Genomic DNA, 17,013 nt, shown 5'->3' on the forward strand with positions numbered 1-17,013 from the left:
GTAGCTCCCGTCAAGTGATTTGGCCATCCGTGATCTATTGCCTGCATTAAGCTCTCTTCAACTTAGCAAGCAACAGCAATAACTGTTCCAGCTCGCCCTCGTCAAGCCCCTGAAGGCCCTCTGCGATCCGTTGTCGATTCTCCGGTAAATGCAGCAGAAGCAAGCGCTGTCCCTCCCCGGTAATGGATACTACCCATTTTCTTCCATCCGTAGGGTGCGGGGCACGGTGAATCAGGCCATCCTGCTCCATCGGACTGAGCAACAGACTAATATTGGCCTTTGTTACTCCAATCTTGTGGGCGAGTGTCGTAGGAAGGACGGTGCCGCCCTCCTTCATTATTTCTACCAAAATACGTATTCTAGCTCCTGTCAGTCCCTGGGATTGCCAGTATTTCTCCGAGACATCGACAAGCTGGGCTGTCGTCTCGACCAGGGTGAAGAAGACTTGCTGCTGCAGCGGTAAGTCGGTTACAAAATCCTGTAAATCTTTCATACATACACACGCACCATTCCATATAGTTAAGTCCTTAACTATTATAAAATCTAATGGATCATAACTCCCTTGTCAAGCAGGGAGGATAGTAATCATTTTGAGTTCATGGATATGAATGGGTGATTATGAGGTAGAATTTGATTTATTCGTTGGTATCTTCCTGCACGGCTCGGCTGATAGAAAATATTTTATGATTTCGGTAAGAATCTCCTAAAAATCGCTTGCGCAAATACCGAAAATGAATATTAGATAACAGTTCAAAAGTAATATTATATAGGTCTTTGGATGGGTTGTGAGCGGAAGGGTTCATGATAACCAAACAAGGTACAGGGAGATGAAAGAATGGTAAAACGAATCATGAACAAATTTTCTGGCTCAAAAAGTATCGCGAACACACTTGCAATCATTTTATTCTTAAACATTCTTGTAGTGTTCAGCATTCTAGGCACATTCATGTATACGAATACCCGAGCCATGCTGGTGCAGCAACAGGAAGCGATGCTACAGACCAAGACACAATCTGTCATTTCACAGTTCGATGCGTTATTTAAAGAAAAAGGAGCATTGGTGAAGCAGATGTCCACCAATGACATTTTCCGGAAATACATTGAGACAACCTCTTCCTCGGAAGATGTACTTACTTCAACGCATGCGGCACAGACACAGGCAACCCTGGCAGCTATTGTGAAAGAAGAGCCTTCCTTTGCGGATGCATGGGTCCTTGGCATTCACGGCAAGGGCTTCTGGCTGCAAAATGATGGAGCGGCGGCCAATGCTGAATTCAATGTGCAGGATCGTCCTTATTATAAGCCTGCCATGGAAGCGAACGGGTTATATTTCTCGGAGCCTTATGCTGACGTCAACAATGGCACCATGCTGATGGGGATTTTTTATCCGGTGAAGGATGATAATGATCAGATTATCGGATTTGTCGTTGCAGACATTGCCTTCAAGGATATTCCGGACATCATGCAGAGCTACTCTCTCGGTAGCACAGGGTATTCCGTATTGACCACCAAAGATGGAGATATTCTGTACCACCCTGATCAGGATAAAGTTCTGAAGCAGAAGTTCAACGAGAGTGAGGGAGAACTCGGTGAGATCGGTCAGCAGATGATGGCCGGAGAATCTGGGGTACGGCTGATTAATGATCAGGGTGAGCGCCGATATGTTGGTTATGCTACTAGTGGGGATACAGGGTGGTCTGTAGCCTTGACGATAGCTGAGAAAGAAGTGCTGGAGGAGCTAGGCTCCTTTACCTGGATTACGATTGGTGGGTTTGCTGGAGCGACGATTCTACTGGTGTTGATCTGCTATGTTGTACTGCGTTCCATTCTGAGAAGCATTCCGAAGCTGCTTGCCAAGATGAAGCAGATTGAGGATGGTGATCTGACCGTTCAATTCGAAGTGAATTCCAATAATGAGTTAGGCCAGATTGCACAGGGAATTCAGAAAATGGTAGAGAAAATCTATGGCATGATCCAGATGGTTGGCAATACCTCTCAGGTGCTGAATCAATCCTCCAACGATCTGCAGGTCATTTCTACCAAGACAGCATCCACAATGAATGATACAGCGGTGGCTATTAACGAGATTGCCAGTGCGACCAATTATCAGTCTGTGGAGTCGGACAATATTTTGACGAAGACGATGGAGCTGTCCCATCAGATTGATGGTATTGCTAATGATGCGACAGCAATGGAGCAAATGGTACAGACGTCCTCGGAGCAGAGTGAATACGGACTCGACGTCGTAACTCAGCTGTCCCAATGGGCAGAGGAGAATAATAAGTCTACCCAGGCTATCTCGGCACTGATTCATGATATTGATGCGAGTCGCAGCGAGATTGCCAGCTTTGTGGGCACCGTACAACAGATTGCGACTCAGACCAACCTGTTGGCCTTGAATGCCTCGATCGAAGCGGCTCGTGCTGGAGAGCAGGGTAAAGGCTTCGCAGTTGTTGCTGGAGAGGTGCGCAAGCTCGCTGAGCAGACTGCGGCGGCTACGCAGGAAATCTATAAGAAGGTCGGATTCATAGAAGAGAAGACGAAGCTATCTGTACAGCATACGGTCGATGGTCTGAGAATTGCCGAGGAGAATGCCAAATCGGTGGACGCCACGAAGCAGCTATTTTCACATATTAGTAAGGATCTGGAGGAGCTTAAGCTACGGATGAATCAGATCAGCCGTGGTACCCTGAATATCCATCAGCACAAGGATGAGATTCTGCATGCGCTGGAGACGATATCTGCCACGACGGAGGAGAACTCGGCGTCTACGCAGGAGGTCAGTGCGAGTACTCAGGAGCAGCTAGAGAGCATCGAGAAGGTAGCGGAGCTATCCGATCAGCTGAACCAGATCTCCAAGCAGCTACAGAAGGAACTGAGCCAGTTCAAGGTTGAGTAGGCTGCAATAGAGTAAGTTTGCAATAGAAGAAACTGTAATAGAGCCACTGCACTAGAGACAACTGCACTAGAGACAACTGCACTAGAGACAACTGCACTAGATCAACGATAGCCCCTCATAGTAGACAGACTCATGCGAGATATCGCCCTGTTTATGATGAGGGGATTTTTCTATACAATTATCAACATATTTCGACAATATTCGCCTGACCTTTAATACTCTTGTGATACCTCGATAACAATTTGATGTGACAATGAGTAAGAGAATGCGTTCTGTATAGTCAGAACTCCACTTGTGTGTCACGTGAGTGCATAAGGAGGAGTTTTGCATAACAGACAGAGATTGAAGGTCAGGGAGGATTATTGTGTTGGGAAAACGATTGCTGTCATGTTGTGTTGTGCTTAGCTTTATTGCGGGGGCTTTGAGTCCTTTGTCAGGATTTACGGGTGTATCCTATGCGGCAGAGGGTGGTAGCCAAGATGGGCACGATGCGCAGGGAAGATGGGTAACTGGAGAATATCATATACATACAACACAATCGGATGACGCACAAGGTAAGTTGCAAGATGTACTGGATGCTGCATTTGAGCAAAATGGACTCGACTGGGCAGCCTTATCAGAGCATCTTCGCATGTCTGGACGCGATGAGGAAGGGAATACCCTCAGCTCTCCTATTCCTGTATCAAAGGGGATTGCGCTCTATCAGGCACCAAAGATCAAAGAATTGCAGGATGCCGGGAAATATGCGGGCAAGACGATATTCAGTGGCTTCGAGTGGGATATGCCGACTTATGATCATGTGAGCGTAGGGATCATTACGGATGATCCTGGCTCTCCTGCTGCGCTAAAGGCGATCAACCAATTCGAATATCTGTTCTCGAACCGGGATGCAAGTCTGTTCGATCCAGCAGACGTGCTAGCCTGGAATGCAGCTGATCAACGGGCCTACTCAACAGCCAGTGATGCCAGACAAGCATTTCGCTGGCTGGCAGCGAATTATCCTGACAGCTACGCCTTGTTCAACCATCCTTCTCGGAAGAATGGAACGAGCGCTGAGCTGAAGGTGCAGGACATTCGCGACATGAATAATATTGCGCCTCGTGTTGCTTTTGGCTTCGAAGGCATTCCGGGTAACCAGATGGCTCCGGATCGTGGTGAGACTGTGGATATCTACGGGGGGGCCGATGTTCGCATTGCTAAGGTCGGAGGCATGTGGGATGCCCTGCTGGGTGAGGGACGGAAGTTCTGGAACTTCGGGAACTCTGATTTTCATTTCAAGATCAGCAATGACCGCAGGTATTCCAGCGGCTATTGGCCAGGAGAGTATTCGAAGAATTATACATGGGTAGAGGGCAGTGACATGAAGTCCATTGTCGAGGGCATGCGTTCAGGCAAATCCTTCTCAGCGACGGGTGATCTCATTAACGCTCTTGATTTCAGCATCCAGAGTACTGAAAGCATGAAGGAAATGGGTGGCGAGCTTGAAGTAGCTGCTGGTGACGAGATGGAGCTGAAGATTCGCTTCAAGAGTCCGAACCAGAACAACAACGGTGATCCTGTGCAGGTAGACCATGTTGACCTGATTGTCGGCAATGTAACAGGACCAGTTGAGCCCGGAACTGCGGCCTACAACAAGGCTACCAACGACACAACCAAGGTCCTGAAGCGCTTCACAAGCGCAGACTGGGTGACGGATGCAGAGGGGTATAACACGATTACCTATCCGGTTGGTCCCGCAAGCGAGAATCAATATTTCCGACTCAGGGGAACGAATCTGGGCACGGACGTTCCTGGAGAGACGAGCAATGGGGAGCCGCTGCTTGACCAGAAGAATACGACGGTGGACAACGAGACACGTTTTACCCAGATCAATGATCGCAATTATTCGGACCTGTGGTTCTATTCGAATCCGATCTTTGTTAATGTGACGTACAGCGATGAGCAGGCCGTACAGGATGCATTACAGGATATCCAGCTTCCAGCGCAGCCTGTAAGCACAGATATTCAGCTACCGCTCATGGGAGACCATGGAGCCAGCATTACTTGGGACAGCTCAGATGCTGCGATTGCCGAGGTAACTGGTGGCACGCTACGAATCTCACCTCCTGCTATGGGACAACCGGATGCAGAGGTTACACTGACAGCCACGGCTACCAAGGGAGCTGTGAGTGACACGAGAACGTTCAAGCTTGTCATTCGAGCAATTACGATAGATGATGCGATGCTGCGGTATACCTTTAGCCAGGATACGGTTGCTGGAACCGAAGTAAGTGATATTTCTGGAAATGGTCATGCCGGCGTACTGATCGGCGGAGCCGAAGTGACTACTGATTACGATGGAGCCATAACCCTGGATGGTACGAATGACGCCATACAACTTCCGAATGGTATATTGAGCAATGTTGAGGCTGCTACCATATCCATTAGTGTGGAGATTGATCCAGCCAATGCCCGTCCATCATGGTTATACTCCTTTGCCAGCAATCCAACAGTTGTGCAGGGTACCCGCTATCTCGGGATGCTGGAGGATTCGAGTGGGATATACCGCACATCCATTACGCCGAACTGGTATGTGGGAGAACAGACCGTATCCAAGGGAGCTTCCGTCAATAAAGGGGTGCTGAAAAACCTCGTATACACCATCTCTAACAATACAGCAACATTGTATGAGGACGGTGTTCAGGTTGGACAAAACACTGCGATAACGCTGTCGCCAAAGGACATTGAAGCGACCGTAGCTAACTATATAGGCAGACCGCCTTATTCAGGTGACCGTTATTTCAAGGGCAAGGTCTCAGACTTCCGTATCTATAGTCGGGCCCTCAGCTCCAAAGAAGTTGCAGCTTTAGCGGCGGAGGAGCTGGAATACAAGGGCTCCATCAGTGGATTTGTTACTGACGGGACTGGGGCTGTGGAAGGGGCGAGCGTCGCTGTAACTATTCGTGGACAGGTCTATTCCACGATGACAGCAGCTGATGGCAGCTACGTACTGGAGGAGATCCCGGCTGGCTCGGGCTACGTGCTGTCTGTATCCAAGGACGGATTCATCACAGCCACTACAGGGAAGGTGCAAGTGAATAACGGGCAGACAACTACGGATATGAATGTGAAGCTAAGTGCTGTACCAGTTTTGCATACAGTATTGTTTGACAGCAACGGTGGGGATACAGAGGCTTCTCCTGCTACAGTGACCGTGACTGCCGGGGAAGCTATGACAGAGCTACCTACGCCGCCTACACGTCAGGGGTACAGCTTCCAGGGCTGGAACACGCAGGCCGATGGAACAGGAAGCGAATGGACCAGTGGTATACCTGTGAATACGAATCTGGTTGTGTATGCACAGTGGCAAGCGGATCAACCGGAAGTAACTACAGGTACAATTACAGGAATCATCACGGATGGCACACAACCTGTTGAGGGAGCCAGCGTCAGTGTATCTGTCGGCAGCAGCGTATACGGCGTAACGGATAGCGTATACTCTACAACTACGAATGTGAATGGCAGCTATACCCTGGTGAACATTCCAGCAGGTACTGAATATGTAGTCACAGCGCAAAAAAATGGCTACATCACCAATCAGATTAGTGGTGTGAGTGTAGCTGCGAACCAAACTACCAGCAACACTAATATCATTCTGACGCCGATCGTTACTGCGCCAAGCTACTATAACGTTGTCTTTGACAAAAATGGTGGGACTACTGAAGCAATACCAGGAGCCATAGCTGTACTCTCCGGTGAGCATGTGCCAGCATTGCCGAGCCCACCGACGCGCATGGGATATCGGTTCATTGGCTGGAATACACAGCCGGATGGAAATGGCACGACTTTTACGACAGAATCTGTTGTGGATAGCGAGCTGACCGTATATGCACAGTGGCGAGTAGTATCGAGCTCAGCCGATCATGATGATTCTTCCGGATCAGGTGGTGGTGGAAGCAGTACAACTACGACACCTGCCAGTCCGTATGTGAAGCCTGAGTTTATTGAAGAAGGTAGCGCAGGGGTACGCGTAGATCTGTCCCGGGGATCAACGTTATTGTCCCAATCGCAGATTACAGGGCTGGTGGAACTGAACAAGAGCCGTGAAGTTGTGCTTAGCGGACCGAGCTATTCCTTTACGTTCCCAGTTGGTAGCATGGCGGTTGTTCAGGGCACCACAGACTTTGACTTTGGACTGCGCTTCAACGCAGGAGCAAATCTCAGCACAATGAACGAATTAGCTGGCGAGCATGGAGCCTTGATTGTTAGCTACAATGGTACCGGGGAGCTGCCTGGGCAGGTAAACATCAGGCTTCTCGTGGGCTCACAATATGCAGGTCAGACGTTGTACTACTATTATCTAAATGAGACAACAGGTGAATTGGAATTCCTGCAAAATGCGCCAGTGGACAGCGAAGGCTACGCCACAGTGCAGCAATCGCATTTATCCGATTATGTGTTCACGACGGAGCTACTGACACCTGACAGTCACATTGGCAAGCTTACATTAACACCTGGCATTGCGTCGCTGTCGGATAAGACGCTTGTACCATATGTTATGGTGAATGGGATACAACGCATTATGAAGCTGAGCGCCATGTCTGGTGGACAGATGCATTTCATTGGAGACAGCTCAGTTCATTACAGCTTCAAGGATAATGCGAAGAGCTTCACGGATACAGCGGGACACTGGGCACGCGAGTCGATAGATTTCGTAACTGCACGCGAGTTGTTCGGCGGAACGACGGAGCAGACCTTCAGCCCGAATGCTACTATGACACGCGGCATGATCGTTACGGTGCTGGGCCGCCTGGCGGAGGCTGAGACGGAGGGATATGCAGCTCGCTTCAGCGATGTTCAGCCAGATGCTTACTATGCCGGCTATATTGGCTGGGCAGCGGATAACGGAATTGTTAGTGGCACGGGGTCTCAGCGTTTTGAACCTGATGCACCCGTGACTCGCGAACAGCTTGCTGTGATCATGGTGAACACATTGAAGCACATGGAGCTGACAACGGGCAATAATGAGGCTAATCCACCAACGATAGCCGCTTACACGGACCAAGACCTTGTCAGCAGCTGGGCCACGGAGAGTGTGAAACGTCTCATTTCGATGGGAGTCTTGAGCGGTAAGGCGGATTATCGTCTGGACCCGCAGGGGAACGCGACCCGAGCTGAGCTGGCTGCGATGCTTGAGAGAATGATTGAACATACTGTAGCTGGGCAGTGAACGTGTATTCCATAACCCTTAACTTTGTGGAGTATACAAGAAGCCGTATCCAGTTCTGTGAACTTGAACGTCGCACCATTCGCTAAAAATGTTATAACGGGCTTGGACCGTCTGAATAGCCGACTCCTCCAGTGTGTGTACTGTGAGGGGGCGGCTATTTATATAGCCGTGTAGTGCAATCGAGAGGGACGAGTAAGCTGTCCCTCAACTTTTGTCGAGTTTTGTTAAATAAATGCTTGACTTTTATGAACTCCAGGAGTAAGATATAAAAGTCAGCTCCGATAGAGAGCGGAATTGAGGATTGTTAGCTCAGTTGGTAGAGCATCTGACTCTTAATCAGGCGGTCCAGGGTTCGAGTCCCTGACAATCCATCGTATCATGTACCGAGTAAGTTGATGACTCACGATGAGTGAACATCACAACCTCCAGAAATGGCTGTTTCCCAGAATGTTGGGAGACAGCCATTTTGTTATTTTTCTACTTTTTCCCCAATGGGGGATATTTCACAACAGGCCATTTTTCCTTGCGCAGTGCATCCATCAGCTCGGGCGATGCATGGACATTGTCTTGTACAAGCTGCTTGGGAGTTAAGGCCATCCATTGATTCAATGAGATGTCTTCAAAGCGATCGCTGCGAAAAATTTCAAGGAACCACAGGGTGTCTGTTCCGGTGTTCTGTACATAATGCCCCATTGCTACCGGTACATAGCCAACGTCGCCTGCCCGGACGTCGAAGGTTCGAGCAGTGCCGTTGCCCCCGAAGACAGTCATGCGTCCTTGCCCTGTCAGGTAATATTGCCATTCATCCGCATTGGGGTGCCAATGTAGCTCCCGCATGGCTCCAGGAAGAATTTCGACTAATGCAGCAGCTACTGTCGTGGAAGCTGGAAAGTTCGTTGAGTCCACAATCCGTACACTGCCTCCGGGTGTGATGATCGGTGTCTGCTCCAAGAGTCGATATGTGAAGGAGAGCGGAACGGTCCCGTACGGTGAAGAAATAGCTTCACTACTAATGGGCCCGGGGACTGTATCCTGAAAAATATATACCTGCTCGTCGGGTCTGGCAGCAAAGGCCGTTTCCGGTACGCCAAAATTGGCAGACAGGATCTCTGCAGGGGTATGAGCGAACCAATCCGAGATCGACAGCGTATTGAGGTCTGAGAACGATCCGTCGTCAAATACGAGCAGGAACTCGCAGCCCTCCTCCAGTCCCTGGATCGAGTGAGGGAGTCCCTTGGGGAAGAACCATAAATCTCCTGGCCCGACATCCGCGATAAAATTACGCCCATTCTGATCGACTGATGTGACTCGTGCAGTTCCCCAGATCATATAGGCCCACTCCGATTGCTGATGCCAATGTAGCTCCCGTACACCCCCCGGTGTCAGGCTCATGTTCACTCCGGCGAGCGTGGTGGCAATCGGTAAATCTCTGACGGTAATCTCACGGGACCAGCCGCCATGATTCAATTGCATATGAGTATCAGAGAAGGACATGCGCAAATTGGGCATCAGCCCCGCATCGGTTGCGGGAGGGACGAGCATATCGGGGTTCTGGAGGTCCCTTAATACATCCCGGGGACCAAGGTCTAGACCACCTGCTCCGTCCTTACGAATGGGTTGTGGAACAATCCATTGTTTCTTGCTCTCAGAGTTCTTGCTCTTAGGTATGTCATCGTTCATGCTACAACGCTCCTTTGAGGTCGGATGCCGCCAACATAAGCTACTGTATATATAGGTATGAATTAGCGCTAGTCCGTTATGTTAAAAGGAGTAGTGAGCGATCTTTTCTGCAGTAATACAAAAAAACAGGACGGATAAGAATTATCGCGTCCTGCTCTGTGGCCCAGTTCCATCGGATATGGAGAATGAATAGTGGGATATAAGTATATTATTTCTTAATTTGCTCACCACTGAAGATCTGAAGATCCATTGGCGCTGCCATGAATTCTGGAGCAATCTTCACGAAAGCTTGAAAGTGCTCGCTGCTATTATGCACTGCTGTAGCAGCCTCATCCTTCCATAGCTCAACCATGGTGTAACGATACTCCTGCTCCGTGCTCTTAGTCAGCTCGTAGCTAATGTTTCCTTCTTCCAGTCGGGTAGCAGCCACGAGGGGCTTTGCGGCAGCAAGGAATTGTTGTTCCTGTTCAGGTTTGATTTGCATGTGCGCATGAATAATAAGCATAATATCTCCTCTTTTCGCTAGAATGAATGTGAAAGAATACTTGATATAGCTGGTTATTATATACAAGGGTGAATTCATCAAGGGGATTGATGCATTCAGCCAGTAACCACATTATGCCCAGGTTGTAACAGTCTCAACAGGCAGACGATAGGATGGGTAGCCTTCTTTGGCTGCTTTGCCAACGGTAATCAGCATAACCGGCTGGTAGCGGTCCTTGTCCATTCCGAAGGTTTCTGCAATGCGTGCCTTGTCATAGCCGCCAATCGGATTGGTGTCATACCCGTGTGCCCGTGCGACCAGCATGAATTGCATGGAGACGAGTCCAGCGTCAATCAGGTTCACATCACGCAGATCAGCTGGGGACTGGTTCTCATAATACCCTTTAACTCTAGGAACCAGCGTATCCATCACCTCTGCAGGCATATACCCGCGTTTTACAGCTTCAGCATAAATGTTCTCCAAATACTCTACATTGTTCATATCCACGAAGACAGCAACGACTGCAGCGGATGTCTCTACCTGCGTCTGATTAAAGCTAGCCAGTGGCAGCATTTTCTCCTTACCTTCTGGGCTGCCAATGACCAGGAAGCGCCAAGGCTGCATGTTGACGGAGGATGGTGCGCGCATTGCTTCCTCCAGCATTTCTGTCAGCTCTTCGCGGCTGATTTTGACCTCTGGATCGTAAGCCTTCACTGAACGGCGGCCGTAAGTCACTTCATTAAAATCGTTAGTTGCTTGGAAATTTCCCATGGTTCAACACTCCTTATTAGTTATATGTCTATTTGGTCTGTCTGCTGTGAAAGAACAAAGATAGACGTTTTCCTAGTCACCATTGTGACTTCGTGTGCGATTACACGGAGCATGCATACATTTAAATATTATTCTGCATGCGCTGCAGATAATCGGCCAGCTGAGATACTTCCTCTTCAGTAAAATTGTGTAGTAGCTGCCCCAGAAAGACCTCTTTTTCCTTGCGAAAGGCTGCTATCCGCTCTCGACCATGCTCTGATAGCTGCACGAAGGTAACACGCTGATCATCTGGCTTTTTGCTGCGGACAATCATCCCCTCAGCCTCCAGCTGCTTAAGGTGCCGAGTGATAGCTGCACTGTCGATATTAATTAGCTTTTGCAGCATCGACTGGTTAATCTCCTCCACTTGGCAGAGCTCATGCAGGATGTCTAATCTGGACGAACTGATTCCGGTACAACGCTCGAACTTTGGACTCATCTGGTTACCGAGTGTGTTCAGTAGGTATAGGACCTGTTCCTGGTCGTTAACTGGACGTGTCATGTTCCACCTCCTTAGTAGCTTCTATTAGTGCAGAGTGTCTTGTGACTGTCAGCTAATAGCCATCCAAGATCTGATACGAGACGAATCCTACGATCAACTGCGAATCTAATAAGCTGCGGGAGGATCGTGATGTAAAAGTCAAGGATTCTCTGAATAGGATTTTTCTGATAATATTACAAAATATATTCGTTGTATCATTAATATACATATCCGGACTTTAACTTTGCCTGATGTCAAAGTAATCATGGATTGCCGAGCTATATATGACAGGCCTGTTCATGTTAGCTGCTAGCTCATTCCTGCGCATGTTGTCCATGCTTGAAGAATAGAAGTCAGTGTACGATGTCAAGATTAGGTGTGGACATATAAATTCAGCTCACATCGTTCATGCTCTGCTGAACTGTTTGACCCATCAATACTTGACTCATCAATATTTGATGCCTCAATCAATATATCATGTCTAAATCCGAAATGCAATAGTGCAGTTAACACACAATAGACTAGTAATGGAGTGGACATTAAATTATCAAAACTTTGTAATTTTCTTCACAATATAATCCATGTGCTTCTATTATAATTATCTAATTGAATAGAATGGGGCTGATCATGACTGGGGTTGCAAAAACGGAGGAAAGGTAAATTTTAATTGGCACCTTTCTGTGAAAACGCTATAATTGGTAATAGGTACGACCTGAGGGGGATTTACATGAAAAAAGGAATCATGTTCTACAAAATCTTTTTACCGATTCTCGTGCTCGGTGTAACGCTTGTTATTAGCTTCGGCAGCTATATCTATATTTATACCACTAACTCAGTCATAGAGAGTGTTGCGAATGGCAAACAGAATTATATTACACAGATCAAGAACAATTTGGAGCAGAAAATTCAGACCATTGAATATGCCTTCAACACATATAGCACCACCAGCTCGTTTCGGGATGTCGTCCTGAGTCCAATTACAGAGAAAGATTTTATTGCATACAGGGACGTCAACACACAATTGAATTATATTGCTACGATGGGTATGGAGGGAACGGAGTATTCCCTAATCAGTCTGGAGAAGAACTGGAAAGTAGCCAATGGCACGCTAAGTTATCTGTCCGACGAAGATCGTAAAGAGATGTTCGCTTCCTATATAGAGAATCAGAACAGCTCTCAATTCTGGGTAAAGACAGATGAAGGAATACAATTCGTAAATACATTACCTGTATTCTCTAAGAAAAAGCAGGCTATCGCACTTTCAGATATTTCTTTGCAAACGTTAAACAACTCCATTCGTTCTGGTGACGAGAACACCAACGTGTACATTCTGAATCGCCAAGGTGTTCTTATGTATGAGACGGCGCCGACGCCGGGGCTATTGTCGGATATCCAGCTTAAGCAGATTATGGAGTCGGTTGGAACAGAAACTGCCGGAGGGAAGCTCACGCTTGAACAACAACGTGGCGGACCTTTGATGATTATGTATTCCAAATCCTCTTATAATAATTGGACTTATTTGACAGTATTGAATCAGGAGGAGATCGCCAGTGCCCTAAAAGTGACCAAATTTGGTCTGATTGCTATGGGCGTTCTACTGGTGTTGCTTATGGTGGTGGTAGCTTACATTATTGCAGTCTATTTTACGAAGCCCATCCAACAGATCAAGCGCAGTCTTCCCAAGAACACACAGGATGCAGCCAAAAATGAAATTGACTGGATTCTGAACTCAATAGACAACATCATTACCGAGAAGGAAAGCCTTGAGACTCTTATGGAGTCTGAGATGCCGCAGTTAGAGACTCAGCTCATCCTTAATCTATTCCGCAATAGAGTTACTGCGGAGGAGCTTGGGCTCAAGCTGCCACGCCTGGGATATAGAGATATGGAGCATTACAGATTCATGACGGTGCTAGTTCAGCTGGATAATCTCGGAAAGCGTGAGCCTACGGATATGGACGTGCTGCTAATAGCCATTAATAAGCTCACGGAGGAAGTGGTTCCTTCCGAACAGCGCATGCTCCCGATTATCCTGAATTCGAACACGCAGGCTACAATCCTGATGTTCAAGGATCTAAGCGAGCAGGAGATGAATAAGCAGGTGCTGGCTTATGCTAAATCCCTGATCAAGAGTGTTAAGGAATATCTTAATTTGTCTGTCAGCATTGGCATTAGTAAGGTCTATGATCAACTGCTTGAAAGCAAGGAAGCCTGTGAGATGAGTAAGCAAGCGCTCCATCAGCGTCTCAATCTCGGTAAGGAATCCATCATTTTCTATGAAGATATCTCTCAGGTCGTATCTGGACCTGTACTGGTGCAGTATCCTGCAGAGCTGGAGTCACAGCTATTCGATGCAATCCGTCTTGGGGATGAAGATATGGTTAGCCGATATCTGTATCCTTTGCTGGCTGAACTGATGAAGAAGAGCAAGAATTCCATGAATTTTGAAGTTATGCTGGTTCGACTGGTGAACAACCTGATCCAACTGGAGCAGACGCTTGGCATTGAGGTGCTCTTGACTCATGACAATCATGCTCTGTACCATAAATTACTGAGCATTCGCAATCCCGAGGAGATTGAGCGTTTGCTAGTGGACGAGGCGATCTTCCCGATGGTTCGATGTATGAAGGAGAAGACCAACAAGCAGTTCCGTGGGCTCTCAGAGCAGATTGCTGATATTATTCGCACGGAGTATGATCAGGAGCTTTCTCTTGAGATTATTGGCGATCGCCTTCATTACAACCCTAACTACTTGAGTAGTATCTTCAAGAAGGAGTTCGGGACGACCTTTAGTGATTACCTGATGAGCTATCGACTGGAAATGGCCAAGAAATGGCTGACAGAGACTGAGATGACTATTAAGGAAATTGCAGAACGGCTTCAATACCATAATCCTCAGAACTTCATCCGTTCATTCCGCAAGAAGGAGCTCGTGACGCCTGGTGCCTATCGCAAGATCAAGCAAGCTAATTAGTTAATATCAATAGAATATTGAAGGAGCAGAGGCTTCCTGGAATCACATGATTCCGTTGGGAGCTTCTTGTGCCTAAGCTCCTGCACATCCTGCTTTCATTCGTAGTAGAACTCGTAGAGCAGTGTATGTAGTGTAGTGCATGTAGTGTAGTGTAATGAAGTGAAGTGTAGTGTAATGAAGTGAAGTGTAGTGTAGTGTAGTGTAGTGTAGTGTAGTGTAATGAAGTGAAGTGTAGTGAAATGTCCAGTGGATCGGGACTCGTGCTAGATCAGTAAGTCCTCCAAAAGAAAAGCAGCAAGTTTCTGATAATGTCGGAAACTTGCTGCTTGGTGTCTTAACCTTTTACTGCACCCAGCAGGGCACCTTTAGTGAAGTGTTTTTGTACGAATGGATAGGCAATGAGCATTGGCACTGTTGCAATCACGATAACGGCCATTTTGATCGTCTGTGCAGGTGGTATGACATCGACCGAGCCTGAATCTGCCTGCATACCACTGGATACGATGACTATCTGGCGCAGCAGGATTTGTATTGGCCATTTAGTTGAGTCATTAATGTAGAGAATCGCATTCATGTAAGTGTTCCAGTAAGTTACACCGTAGAACAGTGAGATCGTTGCAATGGATGGCAGGGCTAGCGGCAGCATGATTCGGAAGAAGACGACGAAGTCATTGGCACCGTCCATCTTGGCAGATTCCTCAAGACTCTCAGGGAGCGCCTGAAAGAAGTTACGCATAATGATCAAGTTGAAGGCATTAATGGCAACCGGGATGATCAGCGACCAGTAGGAATCGATTAGACCCATGCTTTTTACTACGAGAAATGTAGGGATCATACCACCGCTGAAGAGCATGGAGAATACGATGATGAAGTTGATAGCCCCACGTCCGACTAGGTACTGTCTGGACAGTGCGTAAGCCATAAATGCAGTTAAGACCATACTTACTAATGTACCTACTAATGTTACGCCAACAGAGACACTTAGGCCCTTGAAGATCGTTGGCGTGGAAAGAATGTACTGATAGGCATCCAACGAGAACGTAGTAGGGAATAGTATGAATTTCTTGGCTACTACCTCCTGAGTCGTTGCGAATGAGCTGGCGATAACGTTTACAAAGGGTAGTAGACAAGCGAGAGCGATAATGACCAGCAAGGAATTGTTCACAACCGTAAATATAAGGTTGCTTGCGGTCTGCTTTTTGAAGGATGCTGATGCCATGCGTTAACCTCCTAGAGTAGAAATCATTTATAAGTTAACTTTACCAAGCATGGGGGATTCCGTATATAATCCGCAGGCGAGATTGTCCATGCTATGACCGGTACCGAGCAGGGGCATTACAGGATAATCATTATGTTGTGGGATAATCCTCAAATGATGTGTATACGGGAAAAACGCTGCAACCACAAGGGATCTGCAAGCGCTATCACGAGATGATTATGTACGGAATGCCAATGTTCCAGTAAGCTGAGGCATGTAAACGGAACGTTGATGAAGGAGGTTGCCCAGTGAAAGCAAATGTCACAGCTGTGGATGTGAACATTAAAAAGAAACGACGCACCAGCCAGTTCATGGGTATGAAACGAAACGCACTATTGTATCTCATGGTACTTCCCGGATTGATTTATTTTATCATCTTTAAGTACCTGCCGATGGGTGGTCTGATTATCGCATTTCAGGATTATCAGCCATACCTCGGAATCATGGGTAGTCCGTGGGTAGGATTGAAGCACTTTATTCGCCTTTTTACGGAACCAACCTTTTTTATGCTACTAAGTAATACACTGATTTTGTTCGCCTTGAACATCGTAATCTTTTTCCCGCTACCTATTATATTGTCTCTGATGCTGAATGAGGTGAGACACAAGCTCTTCAAGAACGTAATCCAGACGGTGATTTACATTCCTCACTTTATGTCCTGGGTTATCATCGTATCCATCTCCTATGTATTCCTGACAGTGGATGGTGGGGTTATCAATGAAATGATCGCTGCTCTGGGCGGGGAGAAAATAAGCTTCCTTACCTCTCCGGAATGGCTGCGTACCGTATATATCGGGCAGATCATCTGGAAAGAGCTTGGCTGGTCAACGATCATCTATCTAGCAGCTATTACAGTAGTTGACCCTCAGCTGTATGAAGCAGCAGAGATGGACGGAGCAAGTCGTCTGAGAAAGACATGGCACGTGACACTGCCAGCCATCCGTCCGGTTATTATCACACTGTTGATTCTCAAGATTGGGCATACACTGGATCTGGGCTTCGAGCATATGTACCTGCTCCTGAATTCACTGAACCGTGAGGTTGCCGAAATTTTTGACACCTATATCTATACAGCGGGTTTGCGTAACGGACAATTGAGCTTCAGTACCACCGTCGGTTTGTTCAAAGGCGTGGTAGGTCTGGTTCTGGTTGTGCTGTCCAATAAGCTCGCGAAGAAGATGGGCGAAGACGGAGTCTACTAAGATATTTACTACAGCA

10 protein-coding genes and 1 tRNA gene are annotated in these 17,013 nt (G+C 47.4%); 5 read left to right on the forward strand and 6 right to left on the reverse strand.

Annotated elements, in window-relative coordinates; all coding sequences use genetic code 11:
• Positions 1-46 precede the first annotated feature (46 nt).
• Positions 47-493: a MarR family winged helix-turn-helix transcriptional regulator gene (locus MKX74_RS07505; protein WP_341177955.1), complete on the reverse strand. Its 447-nt coding sequence runs from the start codon at positions 491-493 to the stop codon at positions 47-49.
• Positions 494-835: 342 nt separating this feature from the next.
• Here MKX74_RS07505 and MKX74_RS07510 point away from each other — a divergent pair, with 342 nt between their 5' ends.
• The 3 genes from MKX74_RS07510 to MKX74_RS07520 all read left to right on the forward strand — a co-directional run bounded on the left by MKX74_RS07510 (position 836) and on the right by MKX74_RS07520 (position 8,479).
• A complete protein-coding gene (locus MKX74_RS07510) occupies positions 836-2,899 on the forward strand; it encodes a methyl-accepting chemotaxis protein (RefSeq protein ID WP_341177956.1) in 2,064 nt (687 codons plus the stop codon).
• A 430-nt stretch (positions 2,900-3,329) separates the two neighbouring features.
• Positions 3,330-8,108 carry an S-layer homology domain-containing protein gene (locus MKX74_RS07515; protein WP_341177957.1) on the forward strand — a complete coding sequence of 1,593 codons (4,779 nt, stop codon included), beginning with the start codon at positions 3,330-3,332 and terminating at the stop codon, positions 8,106-8,108.
• A 298-nt stretch (positions 8,109-8,406) separates the two neighbouring features.
• Positions 8,407-8,479 (forward strand) — tRNA-Lys (locus MKX74_RS07520).
• Positions 8,480-8,585: 106 nt separating this feature from the next.
• Here the strand turns inward: MKX74_RS07520 and MKX74_RS07525 are convergent.
• The 4 genes from MKX74_RS07525 to MKX74_RS07540 form a co-directional block, all read right to left on the reverse strand.
• On the reverse strand, positions 8,586-9,788 hold the full coding sequence (locus MKX74_RS07525) for an oxalate decarboxylase family bicupin (protein ID WP_341177958.1): 1,203 nt from the start codon (positions 9,786-9,788) through the stop codon (positions 8,586-8,588).
• A 208-nt stretch (positions 9,789-9,996) separates the two neighbouring features.
• Positions 9,997-10,293, reverse strand: coding sequence for a putative quinol monooxygenase (locus MKX74_RS07530; RefSeq protein ID WP_341177959.1), 297 nt, complete (start codon positions 10,291-10,293; stop codon positions 9,997-9,999).
• Positions 10,294-10,404: 111 nt separating this feature from the next.
• Positions 10,405-11,043: a nitroreductase family protein gene (locus MKX74_RS07535; protein WP_341177960.1), complete on the reverse strand. Its 639-nt coding sequence runs from the start codon at positions 11,041-11,043 to the stop codon at positions 10,405-10,407.
• Between the two features lie 121 nt (positions 11,044-11,164).
• Positions 11,165-11,584: a MarR family winged helix-turn-helix transcriptional regulator gene (locus MKX74_RS07540; RefSeq protein ID WP_028592088.1), complete on the reverse strand. Its 420-nt coding sequence runs from the start codon at positions 11,582-11,584 to the stop codon at positions 11,165-11,167.
• 706 nt (positions 11,585-12,290) lie between these two features.
• On the opposite strand from MKX74_RS07540, the gene MKX74_RS07545 reads away from it, so the two are divergent.
• On the forward strand, positions 12,291-14,537 hold the full coding sequence (locus tag MKX74_RS07545) for an AraC family transcriptional regulator (RefSeq protein WP_341177961.1): 2,247 nt from the start codon (positions 12,291-12,293) through the stop codon (positions 14,535-14,537).
• A 334-nt stretch (positions 14,538-14,871) separates the two neighbouring features.
• Here MKX74_RS07545 and MKX74_RS07550 read toward each other — a convergent pair whose 3' ends face one another.
• The gene (locus MKX74_RS07550; protein WP_025680618.1) at positions 14,872-15,756 is read right to left on the reverse strand and encodes a carbohydrate ABC transporter permease; all 885 of its coding nucleotides are present in this window, start codon (positions 15,754-15,756) and stop codon (positions 14,872-14,874) included.
• A gap of 350 nt (positions 15,757-16,106) precedes the next feature.
• On the opposite strand from MKX74_RS07550, the gene MKX74_RS07555 reads away from it, so the two are divergent.
• Positions 16,107-16,997 (forward strand): ABC transporter permease, encoded by an 891-nt coding sequence (locus MKX74_RS07555; RefSeq protein WP_081625292.1) that lies wholly within the window; start codon positions 16,107-16,109, stop codon positions 16,995-16,997.
• The last annotated feature ends 16 nt before the right edge of the window (positions 16,998-17,013 follow it).

The organism is Paenibacillus sp. FSL K6-1230, from assembly GCF_038002385.1.
GTDB classification, from domain to species: domain Bacteria; phylum Bacillota; class Bacilli; order Paenibacillales; family Paenibacillaceae; genus Paenibacillus; species Paenibacillus massiliensis.